This is a genomic window from Stenotrophomonas sp. SMYL11, assembly GCF_036320005.1.
In the GTDB taxonomy this organism is placed as follows: domain Bacteria; phylum Pseudomonadota; class Gammaproteobacteria; order Xanthomonadales; family Xanthomonadaceae; genus Stenotrophomonas; species Stenotrophomonas maltophilia_A.
The window spans coordinates 1-20,447 of record NZ_JAWIRS010000009.1 but is presented as its reverse complement, the minus strand read 5'-3'; the positions used below and the strand labels follow the sequence as shown (position 1 = coordinate 20,447).

The following is a 20,447-nucleotide window of genomic DNA, read 5'->3' as shown; positions in this document are numbered from 1 at the left end:
GCGCCGCCGGCGGCCCCCACCCGGCTTTGGGTGTGTTGATCGGGTGAGGCCGGCCAGCGGCCGGCACTACCAGGCCTGGATAAATCACCCGGCGGTCAACAACTGAGGTTGCAGCGCGCTGAAGATCCGCGCCAGCCGCTCCGCCCATGCCTGCTGCCCGGCGGCATCGGCGATCAGGTCCTGGCGGATCTCCAGTTCCACGTGCACCAGCCCGCGGCCTTCGCCGTGCACCGGCACGGCGTAGTCGCTGGTGCTGCTGACCGAATACGGTTCGTTGTCGCCCACCACCAGGTCGCCTTCGTCGCGCAGTGCCTGCAGCAGTGCGTGCGCAAAGCGCGTGTCCTGGTGGTACAGCACGCCGGCATGCCACGGCCGCTGCGCGCCGTTCATCGCCGGGGTGAAGCTGTGCATCATCACCAGCAGGGTGGGGCGGCCGGCATCGCGGCGTGCGTCCAGTTCGGCGTCGATGCGTGCGTGGTACGGCGCGTGGATCGCATCAATGCGCTGTTGCCGCTGCGCCGCCGACAGCCCGGCATTGCCCGGCACCACGGTGTGGTCGCTTACTTCCGGAATCAGCGTCGGCGAGGCCAGCGGGCGGTTGCAGTCGATCAGCAGCCGCGAATAGGTCTGTTCGATCGCCCAGGCATCCAGCTGTTCGGCCAGTTGGCGGGTGGTGCCGGCAATGCCAATGTCCCAGCCGATGTGGCGGTCCAGTTCGACCTGTGGCAAGCCCAGGCCGGCGAGGGCGCGCGGCACCTGCTGGCCGGCGTGGTCGGCCAGCAGCAGGTACGGCGAAGCGCCCTGCGGCCGGTGAAGTGTGTAGATCGCCGGGTCGTCGGCGCCGAGCAGCGCCGGCAGCGCATGCATGTCGGCGTCAGCCACGCGGGCGCCCGTCCAGGTGGTGCTCGATCATCCACAGGCCGGCCCAGAGCTTGGCGTCCAGCTCGTAGCCTTCGCCCATCTTCTGCACCAGCCAGGCCGCGGCCTCACTGCGTGGAATCTCGTGCACGGTGATGTCCTCGCTGTCATCGCCGCCACCTTCGCCGATCCGGCGCAGGCCGGTAGCGCGTACGAAGGCGATCTTCTCGCTGCTGGCGCCGGACGACGTCGGGCCGATCATCAGCACTTCGGCGTGATCGGCGGTCCAGCCGGTTTCTTCTTCCAGTTCGCGCACGGCCGAGACTTCAATCGATTCGCCGGCGTGGATGTCGCCGACCAGGCCGGCCGGCATCTCGATGGTGGGTGCCTGCAGCGGCACGCGGAACTGCTCGACGAACAGCACCTTGTCCTCCGGGGTGACGGCGATGATGATCGCGGCCAGGCCACCGGCATGGGTACGTTCGCTGTATTCCCAGGTGCCGCGCACCAGCATGCGCTGGTACTTGCCTTCATAGACGACACGCGGGGCTTCGGTGTAGCGCTGGCTCATGCGGGCTCGCTGTGGGTGGGAAGAGGGTCGGCCACGCCGGCGGCATCGAACAGCCGGCGGCGGGTCATCGGGCCGAAGCGCAGGGTCTGGCACAGGCCACCGAGCAGCTCCGGATCGGCTGCCTGGCGCAGCAGTCCGGGCTGGCTGCCCTCCAGCGGCGCGTCCAGCGCGATGGTGGTCAGCTGGCGCCAGAGCTGGGCGTGCTCGCGCTGCTCACGCAGGCGCACCGCCATCTGTGCCGCGCCGCGCAGGCGCAGGAACGGCACTTCGTCCAGGCGTTCGTACAGCACGTCCATGCTGCCGAAGTGGGCCAGCAGCACGGCGGCGGACTTGCTGCCGACACCACTGACACCGGGAATGTTGTCCACCGCATCGCCGCACAGGGCCAGGTAATCGGCGATCTGGTGCGCGTGCACGCCGTGCCGTGTCTTCACGCCGGCCACGTCCCAGCGCTGGTTGCGCGCGTAATCCCACTGTTCGTCGTGATCGAGCAGCAGCTGCGACAGGTCCTTGTCGGCGGAGATGATCACCCCGCGATGGCTGCCACGGTGCACGTGCAGGGCGCTGCCGATCAGGTCATCGGCTTCGTATTCGTGGTGGGCCAGCACCGCAAGGCCCAACGCCGCGCACAGCGCCTTGCAGTGTACGAACTGACGTTTGAGGGCTTCCGGTGCCGGGTCGCGATTGGCCTTGTAGGCCGGATACAGCCGATGGCGGAAGCCGCTGTCGAGCGCTTCGTCGAAGGCGATGGCGATGTGACGTGGGCGTTCGCGTTCGAGCAGGTCCAGCAGGAAGCGGGCGAAGCCGTGCACGGCATTGGTCGGCCAGCCCTGCGCGTCCTGGAACTGGTCCGGCAGCGAGTGCCAGGCGCGGAACACGTAGATGCTGGCGTCGACCAGATACAGCGACGGCGGTGGTGCCGGCAGGCTCATGCCGGTGGCATCCAGTCGCGCAGCAGGGCGGCCGGATCGGGGCGCTCGCGCTCGGGAACATCGGCCTTGGGCGTGCCGATGTGGATGAACCCGGCGATGCCTTCGCCTTCGGCCAGGCCCAGGTGGGCCTGTACCGCCGGATCGAAGGCCATCCAGGCGGTCAGCCACTGCGCGCCGAAGCCCAGCGCCTGTGCGGCCTGCAGCAGGGCGAAGCAGACGCAGCCGGCGGTCATCAGCTGTTCCTGTTCGGGCACCTTCGGATCCGGGCGCGGGCTGGCCACCACCACGATCACCAGCGGCGCATGGCTGAAGCGCTGGCGGTCCTTCTCGAATACCGCCTCGCCGGCATGCGGGTCGCGCTGGCGGCTGCGCTCGGCCAGGAAGTCGCCCAGAGTGTGACGTGCATCGCCGGCGATCTTCAGGAAGCGGAACGGTACGCGCTTGCCGTGGTCGGGCACGCGCACGGCCGAGGCCAGCATGCGCTGCAGGGTGGCCGGATCCGGTCCGGGCTCGCCCAATTGCCGCGAGGGCACCGAGCGGCGGGCATCCAGGGCAAGCAGGGCAGCGGGGTCGGGCATGGAGTCTGAACCGGTCATCACGGGTGTTTGATTATAGTCGGGGTGGTCAATGACGCCGTCTGTGTCGCGTCCCGCCCCTGAATATCAAACTGTGATGAACATCATGCCACTGGCGGGAAAGGGACGACCGCTTCCTCTCGCCTCGTGGGCCTCGCACGGCTTACGATATCCATCTTGCCGGGCCGCCGGTCATGAGGTTTGAAGTGAGGACTGTTTCACTGTCCGTGACGGGCTGGCCGGCCTACCATCGACGTACCGGTACATGGGGTGTGCCGGCCGTCGCGATGTCCATGCTGTCTGTCGTACCAGAGAAGGTGGGGAGCCTTCCCGAATGATGAGCGCGCCCACACCGATGGGATCGCCGGGCCGTGACCCGGTCCAGCTTCAGCGTGCCCGGGACATGGTCCTGCCGGCGCTGTGCCAGGCGTTCGGGGCCGCACTGGCGCGTTTCGACGATGCACTGTTCGACCGCGCCGGCAATGCAGGCTCGTCGCAGCTGCTGTTCCTGGATGCGATGCGCGAGCTGCGCCGCCGCCGCGAGGACATCGCCGCCGCCTTCGCCGGCCACCTGCAGCGGGCCTGGGATGCACTGGCCAGTGGCGAGCCGCTGTCGGCCGAAGCCACCCTGTCCGGACCGGCCGAGGATGGCCTGAGCCTGCTGGCGGAACATGTACTGGAGTCGCGGCTGGCGGTGCGCAATTTCGCCACCGTGCTGCTGCGTGATTTCAAGCCGGTGCTGGCGCGGCTGGACCGCCGCCTGGGCCGCCTGATCGGCGGTGCCGAGCTGGATGCCGACCACAACCCGGTCAGCCCCGAACACCTGGGCGTGGCCATCCATGAGGCCTTTGCCGGCTGCGAGCTGGCGCCGGAAGTGCACCTGGTGCTGATCAAGCTGTGCGAGCGCGACCTGCGCGCGCCGGTGGGCCGCATCTACGAGAAGCTGGACGAGCAGCTGGCCGCCGCTGGCGTGATGTCGCAGATGGGGGCGCCGCGGCGTCCATTGTCGGCCGCGCCCGACCCGCGCATGGCGCCGGGGGTGGACGATCTGGTCGAGCCGCGCCACGCGGCGGGCTTCGAATCCGAATTCAGCGATGATGAACAGGCCGCTCCGGCCTGGGCGCAGCGCTTCGCCGCGCGCTGGTCCGAGCGCCGTGGCCACATGCAGCAGCACCTCGGGAGCGAGGATGCCGGCAACGGCGAGGCGTATGCGGGCCAGCAGGGAATGCTGCTTGAGGCCCTGCATGAGCTGCTGCAGCAGACCCGTCACGTTCGCGAGGACGCCACCTCTGCCGCGCAGGTCGCGGTCGGCCAGCACCGCCCGTTGAGCCAGCGCGAGATGATGTCGGTGCTGTCGCTGCTGCAGGCCACGCCCAGCGCCACCCTGCGTGCGGCCATCGGCGAGGACGGCGAATCACTTGCGCAGCGGCTGAAGAGTGAAGTGCTGTCCAGCGCCACCCGTCTCGGCGTCGATCCTGGCCAGACCCGGCTGGACCCGCAGGACGAAGATGCGATCGATCTGGTCGGCATGCTGTTCGACGTGATGCTGGACGAGCGCGAGCTGGAGGGCCGTTCGCGCGAGTTGATCGGCCGCCTGGTGGTGCCCTTCGTAAAGGTGGCGATGCTCGACCGGCGCATGTTCGTGCAGAAGACCCACCCGGCCCGCAAGCTGCTCAACTCGCTGGCCGAAGCCTGCGAGGGCAATACCGGCGAAAGCCAGGCCGAGCGCATGCTGATGGCCAAGGTCGAGGAGATCATCGAACGCCTGGTGGCCGAGTTCAACGAGAACCTGGCCATCTTCCTGACCCTGGAAGAAGAATTCCGCGAGTTCCTCGTGCAGCACCGCCGCCGCGTGGAAATCGCCGAGCGCCGCGCCGCCGAAACGCAGCGCGGCCAGGAGAAGCTGGAAATGGCCCGCAGCCGGGCCGGTGCCGAACTGGACCGCCGCATCGGCGATGCCACCTTGCCGCCGGCCATCGCCGAGTTCCTGCGCCAGCCGTGGCAGCACCACCTGACCCTGGCGCTGCTGCGCGAGGGCGAGGAGGGCGCGTCGGTGGCCGAGGCCCTGAGCCTGGCTGACGGCCTGCTGGAGGAAGTGGCCGAGGCCCGCCGCCAGATCGTCGGCAAGCCGTGGCTGCAGGCCTGGCAGCCGGTGCTGGCCAAGGTATTTGCCAGTGTCGGCGTGCACGGCGATGCCGCCACCGGTGCCATCGACGCCCTGCACGACACCCTGCAGGGCATTGCCGAATCGCGGCCGGAACTGCAGCGCGCGTTGCCGGAACTGCCGCAGGTTGCCTTGCCGGCGCCGCCGGTGGCTGAGTCGCCAGCGGTGGAGCTGGGCGGGCAGATCGACGCCGACGATTTCGACAACGCCGACGCCGACCGCTTCCGCCGCATGGAAATCGGCAACTGGCTGGACTTCGTCGACAAGGACGGCAAGGTGCAGGCCGGCAAGCTGTCCTGGGTCAGCCCGATTTCCTCGCGCCTGCTGTTCGTCAACCGCCGCGGCGTGCGCTTCTGCGTGGCCTCGCCGGAAGAACTGGCGGTGATGGTGCGGCTGGGCCGCCTGCGCGCCCACGTCGACGATGGCGCCTTCGACAGCGCGATGCAGGGTGTGATCGATCGGCTGGACCCGGGCAGCGCAACCCTGCACTGAGTCGTGGCCGCCTGCTAGGATCGGGAAAACTCACCGATCAGCGGGGACCTGCATGGCCGTGGCGTTGCTGGGGATCAAGGAGACCGCGCCGGGCGAACGGCGCGTGGCGTTGACGCCGGAAACCGCGCGCAAGCTCGGTGCCTTGGGCATCACTGTCTGGTATGAGGCCGGCGCCGGTCTGGCGGCGGGATTTACCGATGCTGCCTATGACGACGCCGGTGCACGCGTTTTCGATGAAGGTCGCTGGGCCGAGATCGATATCCTGCTGTGCGTGCAGGCACCGCCGGTGGCAGTGCTGGAGCAGCTCAAGCCCACTGCCAGCGTGGTCGGCCTGCTGACCCCGGGCAGCGATCCGGCGCTTGCGGCATTGGCCGCTGGCGACCGCCTGCACCTGTTCCCACTGCAGCAGCTGCCGCGCACCACGCGCGCGCAGGCGATGGACGTGCTCAGTTCGCAGGCGGGCATGGCCGGTTACAAGGCGGCACTGATCGCGGCCGAGCGTGCGCCGCGATTCTTCCCGATGCTGACCACCGCCGCCGGTACCGTGCGGCCGGCCAAGGTGCTGGTGATCGGTGCCGGTGTAGCGGGCCTGCAGGCCATTGCCACCGCGCGCCGGTTGGGGGCACAGGTGGAAGGTTTCGACGTACGCCCGGAAACCCGTGAGCAGATCCAGTCGCTGGGCGCGCGCTTCCTTGATCTCGGGGTCAGCGCGGCGGGCGAGGGCGGCTATGCGCGCGCATTGACCGATGAGGAGCGCTCCGAGCAGCAGCGCCGGCTGGCCGACCACCTGCGCAGCGTGGATGTGGTGATCTGCACCGCCGCAGTGCCGGGGCGACCGGCGCCAACGATCGTGACCGCCGCAATGGTGGAAGGCATGGCCACCGGCAGCGTGATCGTGGACCTGGCGGCGGAGAGCGGTGGCAACTGCGCACTGACCCAGCCGGGGCAGTGCATCGAGCATCAGGGCGTGACCATCGATGGCCCGCTGGGCCTGGCCAGCCGCGGCGCGACCCAGGCCAGCGAGATGTATGCGCGCAACCTGCTCAACTTCGTCGCCTTGTTCGTGCGCGAGGGCCAGCTGGGTTTCGACTGGGACGACGAGCTGCTGGCGAAGACACGCTGGCAGGCGTGAGCCGGTAGCGCCGGTTGCCTTCCCCGTAGATCCACGCCGTGCGTGGAGGAACGGCCCAGCGTGCGGACCAGGGGCCGCACCCACCCTGCGGATGTCGGCGTTACCGCGGCTTCGCCGGCGGCGGGTTCTCGCGCACCCAGTCCTTGCGCTGCTCCGGCGTCATCTGCGACCAGCGCTCGCGCAGTGCGTCGCGCTGCGCTGGGGGCAGATCCCGCATCTGACCGAACAGGGCACGTGCCTGCTCACGTTGTTCCGGGCTCATGTGCTCGAAGCGGCGCAGGCCACGGCGGGCCTTGTCGCGCTCCTCCGGGCTCATCGATTGCCAGCGCTGGCCATGCGAGAGCATGCGCTGGCGCTGGCCGGCATCGGCGCTGTTCCAGCGGTCGCGCAGGGGCGCCAGCAGGGATTCGCGCTGCGCTTCGCTCAGGTGTTCCCACGCTGGCAGCGGTACGGCCGGCGCAGGGCGTGCGGCAGGGGCGGGCGCGGCGCTCTGCGCCAGCGCCGGGAGGGCCGGCAGCAGCAACAGGGTCATCAGCAGGGGCAGGGTGTGCGGTCGGGACATGATTCACTCCATCGCCAGGTCGGTGTCGCCCAGCCACAGGTACAGATCGGGATTTTCGTCGTACAGCGCGCTGTTGTCTTCCACCGAGGCAAGCACAGGTGCCGGCGCAGGGCTCGTCAGGGTGCCGTGGCCGGTGAACTGCAGGCCGATACCAAGTGCCACCACCAGTGAACAGGCACTGGCCAGCCACCAGCGCCAGCGCCCGCGATGGGTGGCCGTGGCGCCGTGGCGAGCCTGGCGCAGCCGGGCCAGCGTTGCCGGCGACAGCGCGTGCAGCGACCGCGCGTGCAGGCTGCGCAGGGTGTCATCGGAAGGCAGGGAGCGGTTCACGGGTGGATCTCCAGGTAATCCTGCAGCGCCTGGCGGGCGCGTGCCAGATGGGTTTTTACCGCGCCTTCGCTGCAGCCCATGGCGCGGGCGGTGGTGGCCCCGTCCAGGTCCTGCAGCACGCGCAGGGTGAAGGCCTCGCGCTGGCGGGCGGGCAGGCGGCGCAACGCGTCCACCAGCTGCTGGTACTGCTGGCGCTGTTCGTGCGCCTGTGCCGGGTCCGGGCCGGGGTCGGCCCAGTCGATCTCGCCCCCGTCGGCGTCCTGGTTGTCGCGCCAGAACGGCAGGCGGAAGCGGCGCCGGCGCTGCAGGTCGATCACGCGCCGGCGCAGGATGCTCCAGAACAGCGGCGCCCATTCGGCTGCCGGCTTGTCGGCGTAGTCCAGCATGCGCAGCAGCGCGTCCTGCACCGCGTCCATGGCGTCTTCGCGCTGGCGCAGGCCGGCCTCGGCGAAGCGGAATGCGCGCGGGCCAACACTGGCCAGGAACGCCTCCAGCGACGCCGGCAGGGCATCGGTCTCGGCGCTCGGGGGGGCGGGGCTGCTCACCAGCACAGGGTACGGTTCCTCGCTCGGGGTCACCATCGACAACGCGTGATCGCGGCTTCGGTTGACGCCGGGCGCGCACCGGGTTCAGCCCATGGTTATGATGGGACGACGAAGACAGAGCAGGAGCGTTGCCGGTGAGTGACGGGTTCGTAGCGCTGTACATCTTCATGCTGGCAGCCATCGCCGGCCACGTGATCATTTCGCGGGTGCCGGTGATCCTGCATACCCCGCTGATGTCGGGCTCCAACTTCATCCACGGCATCGTGCTGATCGGTGCGATGGTGGTGCTGGGGCACGCGCAGACACCGCTGGAGAAAGCCCTGGGCTTCCTCGCCGTGGTGCTTGGTGCCGGCAACGCCGCCGGTGGCTACGTGGTCACCGCGCGCATGCTGGAAATGTTCAAGCCGAGCGCGCCCAAGGACGGCAAGGACGAGCCGAAGGAGCCGCAGGCTTGAACATCAGCACCGTCGAACTGCTCGATTGGCTGGTCAAGGCCAGCTACCTCGTCGCCGCCACGCTGTTCCTGCTGGGCCTGCAGCGCATGGCCTCGCCGCTGACCGCGCGCAGCGGCATCCGCTGGGCCGGGCTGGGCATGCTGCTGGCCACGGTGGCGACTTTCTTCCTGCCCGAACTGCACAACGTGCCGCTGATCCTGGTGGCACTGCTGCTGGGCGCGGGCCTGGCCTGGTGGTCAGCCGGCAAGGTTGCCATCACCGACATGCCGCAGATGGTGGCGCTGTACAACGGCATGGGCGGCGGCTCGGCCGCGGCCATCGGTGCAGTGGAACTGCTGCGCTACGCCTTCCTTGCCAACCGCGATACCAGCCACTGGAGTGCGCAGGCGCTGGCCGACCTCGCTGCCCGCCAACCCTCGGGCATGGTGCTGCTGCTGGCGGTGGTCGGTGCGGCCATCGGTGCGGTGTCGCTGTCCGGCTCGGTGATCGCCTGGGCCAAGCTCGATGGCCGCCTGGACAAGCGTGTGACCTGGCCGGGCCAGCAGGTGATGAACCTGGTGGTGGCACTGGCGGTGGTGGTGCTGGCGATCATCGCGGCCAGCACGCTCAACACCTGGGCGATCGTCGCCTTCTTCGTGCTGGCGCTGGCACTGGGCGTGTTGATGACGCTGCCGATCGGTGGCGCCGACATGCCGGTGGTGATCTCGCTGTACAACGCGTTCACCGGCCTGGCGGTGTCGTTCGAAGGCTACGTACTGGGCAACGAGGCATTGATCATCGCCGGCATGATGGTCGGCGCGGCGGGCATCCTGCTGACCCGGCTGATGGCCAAGGCGATGAACCGGCCGATCCGCAACGTGTTGTTCTCCAACTTCGGCGGTGGCGCTGGTGGCGAGGCACAGGCGATCACAGGTGCGCAGAAGCCGATTGAGGCGTCGGACGTTGCGGCGATGATGGCCTACGCCGAACGCGTGGTGATCGTGCCGGGCTACGGCATGGCGGTTGCGCAGGCCCAGCACAAGATCTGGGAGCTGGCGCAGCGGCTGGGCCAGCGCGGGGTGAAGGTGAAGTTCGCCATCCATCCGGTGGCCGGGCGCATGCCCGGGCACATGAACGTGCTGCTGGCCGAAGCGGGTGTGCCCTACGACCTGATCGCCGACATGGACGACATCAACCCGGAGTTCGCCAACACCGACGTGGTGCTGGTGATCGGTGCCAACGACGTGGTCAATCCGGTGGCACGCACCGACCCGGCCAGCCCGATCTACGGCATGCCGGTGCTGGATGTGGTCAACGCGCGCAACGTGGTGGTGATCAAGCGCGGCAAGGGCACCGGTTTTGCCGGCATCGAGAATGCGCTGTTCTACGCCGACAACACCCGCATGCTGTACGGCGATGGTGCGGAAGCGGCGGCCTCGCTGGTGAGCGAACTGAAGGCGCTCGACGGCGGGCATTGAAGGCCGGGGTCGGATCCCTTTCCGCAGGGAAGGGCTCTGACCCCATGTAGGGCTCAGCGCGCCAGCCAGGCGCCCACGGCCACGCCCAGGGCCAGCCACAGCCATTCCATCGCGCCATTGGCGAGGGTGATCAGGGTCCAGGCCAGGTGCGGACCCATCCGCAACGTGGCGTCCCACAGGTCCAGCCCGATCGAGCCGCCCATCCACGCGCTGGCGATGGCCCAGTTGGCCACGGCCGCCACCAGGAGGGTGCCCAGCACGACCAGGGCGATGCGCAGCCGGCCCGGGCCCAGCGTGCCCATGCGCAGCATGAACACCAGTTCCAGGGCGGTCAGTACCGCCATCCAGCCGACCTGCCGGCCGGTCATCAGCGCCAGCATCATCCAGGCGAGGGGAGCAACAAGCAGACCCAGCAACAGCATGATGGGCCAGAGCCAGGTCACGGTCCTGGCACGCGCGGCATTGGAGGACATCGAAGCTCCCTGAAGATCACCCACAGGATACTGTGGTTTGCCGCAGTGCACCGGCGGCCGCAGGGCGGCTGGGCTAGAATGCCGTCTTGCGTGGCCTTGGCCACGGCCCCATATCGGTCCCCATGTATTCCCGTAGCAGCGAACCTGTCCACTTCGAACGCGATTGCGAGGCCGTGATGGTCCCGCAGGGCGACACCGTGACCCTGCCCGCCGGCAGCTATGGGTACATCACCCAGGCGCTGGGCGGCAGTTATTCGGTGTTCGTCGAGGGCAACCTGTTCCGCATCGCCGGCAAGGATGGCGACGCCATCGGCAAGGAGGCACCGGCACCGCTGGAGCTGCCGGCCGACGCCACCGATGAACAGGTGGAACAGCTTGTGTGGCAGCAGCTGCGGACCTGCTTCGATCCGGAAATTCCGGTGAACATCGTCGAACTGGGCCTGGTCTATGAAGTCGAGATCAAGCACCTGGACGAAGGCAAGCGCGAGATCGACGTGAAGATGACCCTGACCGCGCCGGGCTGCGGCATGGGCGAGATCCTGGTCGACGACGTGCGCAGCAAGCTCGAAATGATCCCGACGGTGGCCGAGGCCGACGTCGACCTGGTGTTCGACCCGCCGTGGAACCAGCACATGATGTCCGAGGCGGCCCGGCTCGAGACCGGCATGCTTTGACCCACGGCCCGCAGTGACGCGGGCCCGGCATTACCCGCAACCAGAACAGGAAATCTCCGGTGTCCCAGTCCATTCCCAGCTTCGCCGTCACCCGTTCGGACCACCCGCGCAGCGCTGAAGAGCGCGCCCAGATCCTGGAGAAGCCGGGTTTCGGCCTGCACTTCACCGACCACATGGTGGAAGTGCGCTGGGACAAGGACACCGGCTGGCACAACGCCAACGTGCGCGCCTACGGTCCGCTGCAGCTGGACCCGGCCGCGGCCGTGCTGCACTACGGCCAGGAAATCTTCGAGGGCATCAAGGCCTACCGCCATGCCGACGGTTCGATCTGGACCTTCCGCCCGGATGCCAACGGCCGTCGCCTGCAGCGTTCGGCGCAGCGCCTGGCGCTGCCGGAACTGCCGGTGGAAATCTTCGTCGAATCGCTGAAGCAGCTGATCGCCGTCGACAGCGCCTGGGTGCCGTCGGCCGATGAGTCGAGCCTGTACTTCCGTCCGTTCATGATCGGCGACGAAGCCTTCCTCGGCGTGCGCGGCGCGCACAAGGCCGGCTACTACGTCATCGCCAGCCCGGCCGGCCCGTACTTCGCCAAGGGCGTCGCCCCGGTGTCAATCTGGCTGTCCACCGAATACGCGCGCGCAGCCAAGGGCGGCACCGGTGCTGCCAAGTGCGGCGGCAACTACGCGGCTTCGCTGCTGCCGCAGCAGAAGGCGCAGGCACAGGGCTGCTCGCAGGTGCTGTTCCTCGACCCGGTCGAGGGCAAGTACCTGGAAGAACTGGGTGGCATGAACGTGTTCCTGGTCTACAAGGACGGCACGCTGGTTACCCCCCAGCTGTCGGGTAGCATCCTCGAAGGCATCACCCGCGAGAGCATCCTGCAGCTGGCCCGCGACCGCGGCATGAAGGTCGAAGAGCGCAAGGTCAGCATCGAAGAGTGGAAGGACGGCGTTGCCTCCGGCGAGATCACCGAAGTGTTCGCCTGCGGCACCGCGGCGGTGGTCACCCCGATCGGCCAGCTGAAGGGCGAGGGCTTCTCGGTGGGCGACATCAACGCCCCGGCCGGCGAAGTGACCATGTCGCTGCGCAAGGAGCTGACCGACATCCAGTACGGCCGCCTGCCGGACCGCCACAACTGGCTGGTCAAGCTGGGCTGATCGCCCGCGCCGAACCGTAGCGTCGCGCCATGCTCGACTGCTCTTCTGGAAAGCCCGTCCTCGTGACGGGCTTTCTGCGTTGTGGGCCCGCCCGTCGACCGCAGTAGACGGGCGCTTGACGCAAATAGGTTTGCAATGCAAACTAAATTCAAGCGACCCCGATGGAGCGTGTCATGCAGCAGCCGTCCGTCATTGATCCTTCCTCGCGCCTGCAGGCCTTGACCCGTGAATACTCGCGGTACTCGCGAAGTGCCGGGGGCCTGTCGGCGATGGCAGGCGGCATTGCCTGCCTGGCCTCGTTCCTTGCCGGCGCGCTGCTGCCGACCACCCTGGCGCTGCGCATCGTGCTGATTGCCGTGCCGGTGCTGTGGATCGTCGGCAAGCAATGGCTGGCACGCCGTTATTACCAGCGGCTGGGCCAGGTCGAGGAGCAGGTTACGCCGGTCGAGCGCAATTTCCAGCGCTTCTTCATTGCCTTCACCGCGCTGGTAAGCGTGCTGGTGATCGGCAGCGTGCTGACCCGGCTGGCGCCGATGGGCGAGCTGCCCTGGGACCTGCGCGCCATCGGTTACCTGGCCGTGGTGGCGTTGCTGCCCTGGGCGGTGTGGCGCTGGCTGCGTACACCGCTGGAGTTCATCGTGGGCGTGTTCCTGTTGTGCCAGGCCGCGCTGGCCTTCACCGGGCAGGCGTATGGCTTCGGCCCGAGCACGGCCGTGTTTCCGCTGGCATCCGTCGCACTGATCGTGGTCGGCTGGCGTGACCACCAGCGCTTCCAGCGGCTGCAGGTGGAGATGCGCGCGTTCATGGCGGCGCGGACGAACGTCGGATGACCCAGCTGCCTGATTCCAAAGCATTGCTCCAGCTCGACCGCTTGATCCACGAGCCGGCACGCCTGCTGATCCTGTCGATCCTGGCAGGTGCCGAATCGGCCGAGTTCGGCTTTGTCGAGCATCTCAGCGGGTTGAGCAAGGGCAACCTCTCCAGCCATCTGAGCAAGCTTGAAGCGGCAGGGCTGGTCGCAATCGACAAGTCGTTCCGCGGCAAGCGCCCACTGACCACCCTGCAGTTGACGCCGATGGGCCGCACTGCCCTGGCCGAGTACCGCACGCAGCTGGCAGCGATCGTTGCCGGCATTCCCGATCCGGATCGAAAGGACGCCTGACATGACATTGCTCCCGCGCCTGTTTGCAGTTCTGGTTGTTTCCTTCTGTGCCCTCATCAGCGCGGCCGCGGCCGCAGATCCGCGCCATCAGGGAGCCGCGCTGACCACGCAGTTCTACGAAGGGCACATCGACGCCCTGTGGGAACGGATGACGCCGCAGATGCAGGCGGGGCTGCAGTCCCCGCAGAACCTGGTGGCGCTGCGCGAGCAGGTGCTGACGGGCTGGGGCGCAGAAACCGAGCTGGTCAGTGAGAAGGTCGAGAAGGTTGATGGATTCGACACCTATCTGCGGCAGGCGCGTTTCGCCAGGAGCCCGGCCATCATCCAGGTGCTGTGGGCCATCGATGCCGACGGGCGGATTGGCGGCTTCTACATCCGCCCGCTCCAGACCACGCCACCGCAGGCCGCAACGAGCGGGTTCCTCGACTACCAGACCCGCACACGGCTGCAACTGCCGTTCGACGATGAGTACTACGTGTTCTGGGGTGGGCGTACCGTCGAACAGAACTACCATGCGACCCACGCCGGCCAGCGCTTCGCGCTGGATCTGCTGTTGGTCCGCGATGGCCGCTCGCACCGTGGCGATGGCCTGCGCAACGATGATTACTACTGCTTCGGTCGCCCGATCCTCGCGCCCGCCGACGGCACGGTGGTGGACGTGATCGAGGGTGTCGCCGACAACGTGCCGGGCCAGATGAATGCCGCCCAGCTCACCGGCAACCGCGTCATCCTCGACCACGGCAACGAGGAATACTCGGTGCTGGCGCACCTGCGCCAGGGCAGTGTGCGTGTGGCGCAGGGACAGGCTGTCCGCAGCGGCGCGCACCTCGGTGACTGCGGCAACAGCGGCAATTCCTCTGAACCGCACCTGCACTACCAGCTGCAGGCCGGGCCCGTGTTCGGTGTCGGCGAAGCGCTCCCGGCACAGTTCTCCGGTTACGTGGCCGATGGCCAGCCGGTTGCACGCGGCGAGCCGGTCAAAGGTCAGCGGATCCGACCGGCGCGCCTCCCGCAGGCAAAGTAGTCAGCGCGTCCGACGCGATGGGCAGGCGTACCGCGGGCACGGTGTCAGCAGTGGACGCCGATGTCGGCAAAGTCATCGCAGGACACGTGATGACCCAGTCAGGTGCGTGCAGGGCAGGAGAAAGTTCCTTCACCTTCACAAACCCTCGACCCGAAAAGTCTCAGAACGAACATTTCATCTTGCTGAAAAGACGCTGAAAATCTTGTGGTGTCCGGTTTTGGTCATTAGCGTCATCTGCACGGCGGATCGTTAGGGGGATCCGCTGGCTCGCCGGACTTCGAACCTCGCCAACGCAAGCCAGCCCAGGGTTCGGGCCGGTGCTTCTGCCGATTCCGGCATTCACACCACAAGAAAGGGAAATACGATGTCCCAGGTAACGCAACCGCGTGTGCGTCGAGTGTGGGTGGTCCTTGGTGCGTCCGTTCTGTCATCGCTGCTGCTGGCCACGCCTGCGCTGGCCGGTGATGTCCAGCTCAGCGGCCTGCAGTCCGCACAGACACACCAGCGTTTCATCGTGAAGTACCGCGACGGCAGCGCGCCGGTGGCCAACACCACCGCACTGGCCTCTTCGCTGAAGAGTGCCGCCGCCGGCCTGGCCAGCAGCCAGGGCCGCGCGCTGGGCCTGCAGCAGGTCCGCAAGCTGGCCGTCGGCCCGACCCTGGTCAAGACCGATCGTCCGCTCGACCAGGCCGAATCCGAGCAGCTGATGCGCAAGCTGGCCGCCGACCCGAACGTGGAATACGTTGAAGTCGACCAGATCATGCGTGCCACGCTGACCCCGAACGACACCCGCTTCAGCGAGCAATGGGGCTTCGGTACCTCCAATGCCGGCATCAACATCCGGCCGGCCTGGGACAAGGCCACCGGCACCGGTGTGGTCGTGGCGGTGATCGACACCGGCATCACCAACCACGCCGACCTCAATGCCAACATCCTGCCGGGCTACGACTTCATCAGTGATGCGGCGATGGCGCGCGACGGCAACGGCCGCGACAACAACCCGAACGATGAGGGCGACTGGTACGGCGACAACGAGTGCCAGGCGGGCTACCCGGGTTCGAACTCCAGCTGGCACGGTACCCACGTGGCCGGCACGGTGGCGGCGGTGACCAACAACAGCACCGGCGTGGCAGGTACTGCGTTCAACGCCAAGGTCGTGCCGGTGCGCGTGCTCGGCAAGTGCGGCGGTTACACCTCCGACATTGCCGACGCGATCGTGTGGGCGTCCGGCGGCAGCGTCAGCGGCGTGCCGGCCAATGCCAATCCGGCCGAGGTCATCAACCTCTCGCTGGGCGGCGGCGGCAGCTGCTCGACCACCTACCAGAATGCGATCAATGGCGCTGTCGGCCGTGGCACCACCGTGGTGGTCGCCGCCGGTAACAGCAACACCAACGTGTCCTCGTCGGTGCCGGCCAACTGCCCGAACGTGATCGCAGTGGCGGCCACCACCTCGGCCGGTGCGCGTGCCAGCTTCTCCAACTATGGCAACGGCATCGACATCTCGGCACCGGGCCAGGGCATCCTGTCCACCCTCAACAGCGGCACCACCACCCCGGGCAGCGCCAGCTACGCTTCGTACAACGGCACCTCGATGGCGGCACCGCACGTGGCCGGCGTGGTCGCGCTGATGCAGTCCGTCGCCCCGAGCCCGCTGAGCCCGGCGCAGGTGGAAAGCATCATCAAGAGCACCGCACGTCCGCTGCCGGGCGCCTGCTCGGGTGGCTGCGGCGCCGGCATCATCGACGCCAATGCCGCTGTGGCTGCAGCGATCAACGGTGGCGGCAATCCGAACCCGGGTGGCAACGTGCTGCAGAACAACGTACCGGTGACTGGCCTGGGCGCTGCCAGCGGCGCTTCGCTGAGTTATACCGTCAACGTTCCGGCCGGCAGCACCCAGCTGCGCGTGGCGATCAGTGGCGGCAGCGGTGATGCCGACCTGTACGTTCGCCAGGGCAGTGCCCCGACCGATACCGCCTACACCTGCCGCCCGTACCTGAGCGGCAACAGCGAGACCTGCACCATCAACAGTCCCGCTGCCGGCACGTGGTATGTGCGGGTGAAGGCCTACAGCACCTTCTCGGGCCTGACCCTCAACGCCCAGTACTGAGCCCAAGCCCCTCTCCATGGGCACGCCCCGGCTCCGGCCGGGGCGTTTTTGCATGGGGCCGCGCGGTGATGCGAGCCGCCGCGTCGTGGTAGGTGCCGACCTTGGTCGGCACGCTGTTCCTCAGACCGATTCGAAGCGGTTCGCGGCCACGTTCTTGCGCACGTGCTGCGGGTCGAAAATCCGCCCGTTCATCGCGATGTACACGCCGCTCGGCAACGACTGCACCGCACCGATCGCGCAGCCGATGTTGAACTCCGCATCCGAGCCGCGGAAACGTGCCGGGCTCAGCGCGCCGGTCATCACGATGGTCTTGTCCGGGATCGTCGCCAGCACCTTGCCGGTCTGCACCATCGAATCGGTGCCGTGGGTCACCAGCACGTGGCGGGTCGGCTGCGCGGCGATGGTGGCGCGGATCAGTTCGCGGTCCTCATCGTTGATGTGCAGCGAATCCTTGCGCAGGATCGGAATCACGTTGAAGCGGAACGTCACGCCCAGCTCGCGCAGGATCATGCCGATCTGGGGGTCGCCGATCTGGTAGTCCGACTTGTCGTCGAAGTAGATCTTGTCGATCGTGCCACCGGTGGTGACGACCAGGAGCTCTTCCATCATGTGCATGCGCGAAACCAGGACAGGTACAGCGGCGCGGGGCCAGGAACACAGATGATACGGCCCGGCGGGCGCAGCGTCAGCGTCGCTTGCCGAAGCGGGCGCGCAGCCCCGGCAGGCTGGCGCTGAAGATCACCAGCAGGGCCAGCGCGATCTCGATCAGCGCCAGCCAGCGTGTTTCCGGGTGGCTCCAGGCACTCATCACCCCGTGGCTGAACCAGCCCAGGGCCAGCACCGAGGCCCAGAAACCGGCCTTGCGCCAGCCCAGTCGCAGGGCAAAGGCCAACGCCAGCGGTGGCGCGGTGAACACCAGCTGGGTGGCCAGCCAGTGCTTGTCATTGATGAACCAGCCGGCGAACAGCGCGGCCAACCCCATCAGGGCCAGCAGCAGGACCGTGCGCGGGGCGGCGCTCATCGGGCCAACCGCTGCGCGATGTCGGCCACCCGGCGGCCCAGCGCGCGCGCCAGCACGGCTTCATCGTCGGTCGGCTGCGGGTCGTCGGCTGTACCGGCCACATGGCTGGCGCCATACGGCGTGCCGCCACTGGTGGTGTGGCTCAGCGCCGGTTCGGTGAACGGGATGCCGACGATCACGCAGCCATGGTGCAGCAGCGGCACCTGCATCGACAGCAGGGTCGATTCCTGGCCGCCATGCATCGAGGCGGTGGAGGTGAACACGCCGGCCGGCTTGCCGGAGAGGGTGCCGTTGACCCATTCGGCGCCCAGCCCGTCCAGGAAGTGCTTGACCGGCGCCGCCATGTTGCCGAAGCGGGTGGGGCTGCCGAGCAGCAGGCCCTGGCATTCGACCAGGTCCTGCACGCTCACGTAGGGGGCACCATCGTCGGGAACCGGCGGCTGTGCGGTCTGGGTCACGGCGGCCACCGGCGGCACTGTGCGCAGGCGCGCGGTCATGCCCGGCATTTCGCCGATGCCCCGCGCGATCTGGCGCGCCAGCCGTGCCACTGAACCGCCCCGGCTGTAGTACAGCACCAGAATCTCGCCCATCGTGCCCGCTTCTCCTCGTCGTGTGGCCACCAGTATGGCTATCCTGCGAGCATTCCGCATCGGGTACCCTTTCGCCGATGGAACCTTTGGATACGCTCAACCTGTGGATGGAGCGCGCGCGGGATCGCGCACGGGCCATCAGTTTCGGCCGCTTCCTGTGGCATCGCTTCCTCGACGACCGCCTGTTCCAGGCAGCGGCGGCACTGGCGTACACCACGGTGTTCGCGCTGGTGCCGCTGGCCATCGTGGTCTTCGGCGTGCTCTCGGCCTTCCCTGTCTTCGACCGCTGGAGCGACCAGCTCAGCGATTACGTCTTCTCCAACTTCGTGCCCAACGCCGCGCGTGCGGCGGAGGGATACCTGCGGCAGTTCTCGGCCAGTGCCGGCCAGCTCACGGCTGCCGGCTTCATTGCGCTGGTGGTGTCACTGCTGATCACCCTCAACAGCGTTGAAGAGACCTTCAACCAGATCTGGCGGGTCGGCTCGACCCGGCCCAAGCTGACCCGCTTCCTGGTCTACTGGACCGTGCTGACCCTGGGCGCAATGCTCGCTGCCGCTTCGCTGGCGGTGTCGGCGCGGGTGTTCGCGATGCCACTGTTCGGCACCCAGGAGGGCCGCTGGCTGGCCGAGTTCGCGCTGCGGCTGGCGCCGATCCTGATCGAGTTCGTCTGCATCACGCTGATGTTCCGGGTGGTGCCGCACCACACCGTGAAATGGCGGCATGCGGTGCCCGGTGCGATCCTCGCGGCGGTCATCCTGGAACTGGTGAAGTGGGGCATCGGCGCCTACCTGGGCAGCTTCCAGTCCTACCAGAAGCTCTACGGCACGGTTGCCTTCGTGCCGATCCTGCTGCTGTGGATCTACCTGTGCTGGGTGGCGGTGCTGCTGGGCGCGTCGCTGTCCTCGTCGATGGCGGCCTTCCGCTACCAGCCGGTGGAACTGCGCCTGCCGCAGGGCTACGAGTTCTATGGCCTGCTGCGCCTGCTCGGTCGCTTCCACCATGCCCGAGCCAAGGGCAAGGGCCTGGCCGATGATGAAATCCTGCGGCTGGAGCCGATGCTGACCGATTCGCTGCTGCAGGACCTGGCCTGCAATCTGCAGGAGATCGGCCTGCTGCGTCGCGATGAACGCGGCGAATGGCTGCTCTCGCGCGACCTGGACCAAGTCAGCCTGGCCGATCTGTACGAATGCACCCAGTTGCGCATTCCGGTAGCCGAGCAGCATCTGCCATACCGCGACGACACACTGGGCCGTGCTGCGCTGGCGGCACTGGACGATCTGCGGCTGCCCCTGCGCGAACGCCTCAAGCGCAAGGTCAGCGATATCTACACCGATTCCGGAGACATGCCATGACCCGCAAGACCCCGTTGCTGCTCCCGCTGGCCCTGCTGCTGGCGCTGTCGGCCTGCAAGCCGGCCCAGGAGCCGACCCCGGCCAGCAGCCAGCCACCGGCACAGGCACCGACGCCGACCACACCGGCACCGGTCGAAGAGACCCCGGCCGAGCGCACCACTGCCGAGTTCCCGACGCTGAAGATGAAGGCGGTGGATGGCAGCGACTACGACCTGGCCGCGCATCGCGGCAAGTGGGTGATCGTGAATTTCTGGGCGACCTGGTGCGCCCCGTGCCGCAAGGAGATGCCGGAGCTGTCGGCGCTGCATGCGATGCGCAGCAACATCGAGGTAGTTGGCCTGGCCTATGAGGATATCGAGGTGCCGGAGATGCAGGCCTTCCTCACCAAGCATCCGGTGACCTATCCGATCGTGATCGTGGACCCGTTCGATCCGCCGACGGACTTCGCCACGCCGCGTGGCCTGCCGTTGACGCATTTGCTGGATCCGCAGGGCAAGCTGGCGCACACCTTCCTCGGTCCGGTGACGGCCGCCGACATCGAAAAGCAGATCGCCAGCGCAAAGTAGGGGTTATCGGCAGGGCCTGCGGCCCTGCACCCGCCGAAACATTCAAGCAACGGCAGCAGCAACAGCCAAAGCGCGATTTCCGTGTGGTGGCGGGGGGGGGGGGGGGGGGGGGGGGGGGGGGGGGGGGGGGGGGGGGGCGCCCCCCCCCCCCGCCCCCGCCCCCCCCCCCCCCCCCCCCCGCCCCCCCCCCCCCCCCCCCCCCCCCCCCCCCCCCCCCCCCCCCCCCCCCGCCTCCGACAGATTTCTGCGAT

The 20,447-nt window shown here is 68.1% G+C and carries 23 protein-coding genes; 12 read left to right on the top strand and 11 right to left on the bottom strand.

Going from position 1 to position 20,447, the window contains the following annotated elements; translation table 11 throughout:
* Positions 1-84: 84 nt before the first annotated feature.
* Genes V3B46_RS13360 through V3B46_RS13345 form a run of 4 tightly spaced genes read right to left on the bottom strand, consistent with a single transcriptional unit; the run spans position 85 to position 2,939 of the window.
* Complete coding sequence (locus V3B46_RS13360) at positions 85-882, bottom strand: N-formylglutamate amidohydrolase (protein WP_154262402.1); 798 nt, start codon at positions 880-882, stop codon at positions 85-87.
* Complete coding sequence (locus V3B46_RS13355; protein ID WP_154262403.1) at positions 875-1,429, bottom strand: NUDIX hydrolase; 555 nt, start codon at positions 1,427-1,429, stop codon at positions 875-877. The genes V3B46_RS13360 and V3B46_RS13355 overlap by 8 nt, the downstream gene beginning before the upstream one ends.
* On the bottom strand, positions 1,426-2,361 hold the full coding sequence (locus tag V3B46_RS13350) for a 5'-3' exonuclease (RefSeq protein WP_329892122.1): 936 nt from the start codon (positions 2,359-2,361) through the stop codon (positions 1,426-1,428). The genes V3B46_RS13355 and V3B46_RS13350 overlap by 4 nt, the downstream gene beginning before the upstream one ends.
* Positions 2,358-2,939 (bottom strand): nitroreductase family protein, encoded by a 582-nt coding sequence (locus V3B46_RS13345; RefSeq protein WP_154262405.1) that lies wholly within the window; start codon positions 2,937-2,939, stop codon positions 2,358-2,360. Before V3B46_RS13345 ends, V3B46_RS13350 begins: the two co-directional genes overlap by 4 nt.
* A 331-nt stretch (positions 2,940-3,270) precedes the next feature.
* Here V3B46_RS13345 and V3B46_RS13340 point away from each other — a divergent pair, with 331 nt between their 5' ends.
* Both V3B46_RS13340 and V3B46_RS13335 read left to right on the top strand, forming a co-directional pair.
* On the top strand, positions 3,271-5,592 hold the full coding sequence (locus V3B46_RS13340) for a PacR family protein (protein ID WP_154262406.1): 2,322 nt from the start codon (positions 3,271-3,273) through the stop codon (positions 5,590-5,592).
* A gap of 52 nt (positions 5,593-5,644) precedes the next feature.
* Positions 5,645-6,724 carry an NAD(P) transhydrogenase subunit alpha gene (locus V3B46_RS13335; protein WP_329892121.1) on the top strand — a complete coding sequence of 360 codons (1,080 nt, stop codon included), beginning with the start codon at positions 5,645-5,647 and terminating at the stop codon, positions 6,722-6,724.
* 100 nt (positions 6,725-6,824) lie between these two features.
* On the opposite strand, the gene V3B46_RS13330 is transcribed toward V3B46_RS13335, so the two are convergent.
* The 3 genes from V3B46_RS13330 to V3B46_RS13320 are packed head-to-tail and all read right to left on the bottom strand — an operon-like array spanning position 6,825 to position 8,197.
* Positions 6,825-7,286: a DUF3106 domain-containing protein gene (locus V3B46_RS13330; protein WP_154262408.1), complete on the bottom strand. Its 462-nt coding sequence runs from the start codon at positions 7,284-7,286 to the stop codon at positions 6,825-6,827.
* 3 nt (positions 7,287-7,289) lie between these two features.
* Positions 7,290-7,616 carry a hypothetical protein gene (locus tag V3B46_RS13325; protein WP_329892120.1) on the bottom strand — a complete coding sequence of 109 codons (327 nt, stop codon included), beginning with the start codon at positions 7,614-7,616 and terminating at the stop codon, positions 7,290-7,292.
* Entirely contained in the window at positions 7,613-8,197 is a 585-nt protein-coding gene (locus tag V3B46_RS13320; RefSeq protein ID WP_329892119.1) for an RNA polymerase sigma factor, read from the bottom strand. The genes V3B46_RS13325 and V3B46_RS13320 overlap by 4 nt, the downstream gene beginning before the upstream one ends.
* Positions 8,198-8,295: 98 nt before the next feature.
* Here V3B46_RS13320 and V3B46_RS13315 point away from each other — a divergent pair, with 98 nt between their 5' ends.
* Both V3B46_RS13315 and V3B46_RS13310 read left to right on the top strand, forming a co-directional pair.
* Positions 8,296-8,616 carry an NAD(P) transhydrogenase subunit alpha part 2 gene (locus V3B46_RS13315; protein ID WP_154262410.1) on the top strand — a complete coding sequence of 107 codons (321 nt, stop codon included), beginning with the start codon at positions 8,296-8,298 and terminating at the stop codon, positions 8,614-8,616.
* Complete coding sequence (locus V3B46_RS13310) at positions 8,613-10,073, top strand: NAD(P)(+) transhydrogenase (Re/Si-specific) subunit beta (protein WP_049399979.1); 1,461 nt, start codon at positions 8,613-8,615, stop codon at positions 10,071-10,073. Before V3B46_RS13315 ends, V3B46_RS13310 begins: the two co-directional genes overlap by 4 nt.
* 53 nt (positions 10,074-10,126) lie before the next feature.
* On the opposite strand, the gene V3B46_RS13305 is transcribed toward V3B46_RS13310, so the two are convergent.
* Positions 10,127-10,546 (bottom strand): hypothetical protein, encoded by a 420-nt coding sequence (locus V3B46_RS13305; RefSeq protein ID WP_125895495.1) that lies wholly within the window; start codon positions 10,544-10,546, stop codon positions 10,127-10,129.
* 122 nt (positions 10,547-10,668) lie between these two features.
* Between V3B46_RS13305 and sufT the strand changes: the two genes are divergently transcribed.
* From sufT to V3B46_RS13275, 6 genes are all read left to right on the top strand, one after another.
* On the top strand, positions 10,669-11,220 hold the full coding sequence (gene sufT, locus V3B46_RS13300) for a putative Fe-S cluster assembly protein SufT (protein ID WP_005415385.1): 552 nt from the start codon (positions 10,669-10,671) through the stop codon (positions 11,218-11,220).
* Positions 11,221-11,279: 59 nt separating this feature from the next.
* Positions 11,280-12,374 (top strand): branched-chain amino acid aminotransferase, encoded by a 1,095-nt coding sequence (locus tag V3B46_RS13295; RefSeq protein WP_329892118.1) that lies wholly within the window; start codon positions 11,280-11,282, stop codon positions 12,372-12,374.
* A gap of 173 nt (positions 12,375-12,547) precedes the next feature.
* Complete coding sequence (locus V3B46_RS13290; RefSeq protein WP_329892117.1) at positions 12,548-13,204, top strand: hypothetical protein; 657 nt, start codon at positions 12,548-12,550, stop codon at positions 13,202-13,204.
* Positions 13,201-13,536 carry a transcriptional regulator gene (locus V3B46_RS13285; RefSeq protein ID WP_329892116.1) on the top strand — a complete coding sequence of 112 codons (336 nt, stop codon included), beginning with the start codon at positions 13,201-13,203 and terminating at the stop codon, positions 13,534-13,536. The genes V3B46_RS13290 and V3B46_RS13285 overlap by 4 nt, the downstream gene beginning before the upstream one ends.
* A 1-nt stretch (position 13,537) precedes the next feature.
* Positions 13,538-14,560, top strand: coding sequence for a M23 family metallopeptidase (locus V3B46_RS13280; protein ID WP_329892115.1), 1,023 nt, complete (start codon positions 13,538-13,540; stop codon positions 14,558-14,560).
* A 364-nt stretch (positions 14,561-14,924) separates the two neighbouring features.
* Positions 14,925-16,667, top strand: coding sequence for a S8 family peptidase (locus V3B46_RS13275; RefSeq protein WP_154262411.1), 1,743 nt, complete (start codon positions 14,925-14,927; stop codon positions 16,665-16,667).
* Positions 16,668-16,787: 120 nt separating this feature from the next.
* Here V3B46_RS13275 and V3B46_RS13270 read toward each other — a convergent pair whose 3' ends face one another.
* From V3B46_RS13270 to wrbA, 3 genes are all read right to left on the bottom strand, one after another.
* Entirely contained in the window at positions 16,788-17,273 is a 486-nt protein-coding gene (locus tag V3B46_RS13270; RefSeq protein WP_010481766.1) for an asparaginase domain-containing protein, read from the bottom strand.
* A gap of 79 nt (positions 17,274-17,352) precedes the next feature.
* Positions 17,353-17,688 (bottom strand): DUF2069 domain-containing protein, encoded by a 336-nt coding sequence (locus V3B46_RS13265; RefSeq protein WP_154262412.1) that lies wholly within the window; start codon positions 17,686-17,688, stop codon positions 17,353-17,355.
* Entirely contained in the window at positions 17,685-18,278 is a 594-nt protein-coding gene (wrbA, locus tag V3B46_RS13260) for an NAD(P)H:quinone oxidoreductase (RefSeq protein WP_154262414.1), read from the bottom strand. The genes V3B46_RS13265 and wrbA overlap by 4 nt, the downstream gene beginning before the upstream one ends.
* Positions 18,279-18,355: 77 nt before the next feature.
* Between wrbA and V3B46_RS13255 the strand changes: the two genes are divergently transcribed.
* Both V3B46_RS13255 and V3B46_RS13250 read left to right on the top strand, forming a co-directional pair.
* Entirely contained in the window at positions 18,356-19,630 is a 1,275-nt protein-coding gene (locus V3B46_RS13255; RefSeq protein WP_032130426.1) for a YihY family inner membrane protein, read from the top strand.
* Positions 19,627-20,196: a TlpA family protein disulfide reductase gene (locus V3B46_RS13250; protein ID WP_329892114.1), complete on the top strand. Its 570-nt coding sequence runs from the start codon at positions 19,627-19,629 to the stop codon at positions 20,194-20,196. The genes V3B46_RS13255 and V3B46_RS13250 overlap by 4 nt, the downstream gene beginning before the upstream one ends.
* The last annotated feature ends 251 nt before the right edge of the window (positions 20,197-20,447 follow it).

Coding starts and splice junctions, on each gene's coding strand:
- V3B46_RS13320 (WP_329892119.1), bottom strand. CDS start 8,197: ATGGTGACCCCGAGCGAGGAACCGTACCCTGTGCTGGTGAGCAGCCCC.
- V3B46_RS13250 (WP_329892114.1), top strand. CDS start 19,627: ATGACCCGCAAGACCCCGTTGCTGCTCCCGCTGGCCCTGCTGCTGGCG.
- wrbA (WP_154262414.1), bottom strand. CDS start 18,278: ATGGGCGAGATTCTGGTGCTGTACTACAGCCGGGGCGGTTCAGTGGCA.
- V3B46_RS13290 (WP_329892117.1), top strand. CDS start 12,548: ATGCAGCAGCCGTCCGTCATTGATCCTTCCTCGCGCCTGCAGGCCTTG.
- V3B46_RS13345 (WP_154262405.1), bottom strand. CDS start 2,939: ATGCCCGACCCCGCTGCCCTGCTTGCCCTGGATGCCCGCCGCTCGGTG.
- V3B46_RS13275 (WP_154262411.1), top strand. CDS start 14,925: ATGTCCCAGGTAACGCAACCGCGTGTGCGTCGAGTGTGGGTGGTCCTT.
- V3B46_RS13280 (WP_329892115.1), top strand. CDS start 13,538: ATGACATTGCTCCCGCGCCTGTTTGCAGTTCTGGTTGTTTCCTTCTGT.
- V3B46_RS13350 (WP_329892122.1), bottom strand. CDS start 2,361: ATGAGCCTGCCGGCACCACCGCCGTCGCTGTATCTGGTCGACGCCAGC.
- V3B46_RS13330 (WP_154262408.1), bottom strand. CDS start 7,286: ATGTCCCGACCGCACACCCTGCCCCTGCTGATGACCCTGTTGCTGCTG.
- V3B46_RS13305 (WP_125895495.1), bottom strand. CDS start 10,546: ATGTCCTCCAATGCCGCGCGTGCCAGGACCGTGACCTGGCTCTGGCCC.
- V3B46_RS13285 (WP_329892116.1), top strand. CDS start 13,201: ATGACCCAGCTGCCTGATTCCAAAGCATTGCTCCAGCTCGACCGCTTG.
- V3B46_RS13265 (WP_154262412.1), bottom strand. CDS start 17,688: ATGAGCGCCGCCCCGCGCACGGTCCTGCTGCTGGCCCTGATGGGGTTG.
- V3B46_RS13255 (WP_032130426.1), top strand. CDS start 18,356: ATGGAACCTTTGGATACGCTCAACCTGTGGATGGAGCGCGCGCGGGAT.
- V3B46_RS13355 (WP_154262403.1), bottom strand. CDS start 1,429: ATGAGCCAGCGCTACACCGAAGCCCCGCGTGTCGTCTATGAAGGCAAG.
- sufT (WP_005415385.1), top strand. CDS start 10,669: ATGTATTCCCGTAGCAGCGAACCTGTCCACTTCGAACGCGATTGCGAG.
- V3B46_RS13340 (WP_154262406.1), top strand. CDS start 3,271: ATGATGAGCGCGCCCACACCGATGGGATCGCCGGGCCGTGACCCGGTC.
- V3B46_RS13335 (WP_329892121.1), top strand. CDS start 5,645: ATGGCCGTGGCGTTGCTGGGGATCAAGGAGACCGCGCCGGGCGAACGG.
- V3B46_RS13270 (WP_010481766.1), bottom strand. CDS start 17,273: ATGGAAGAGCTCCTGGTCGTCACCACCGGTGGCACGATCGACAAGATC.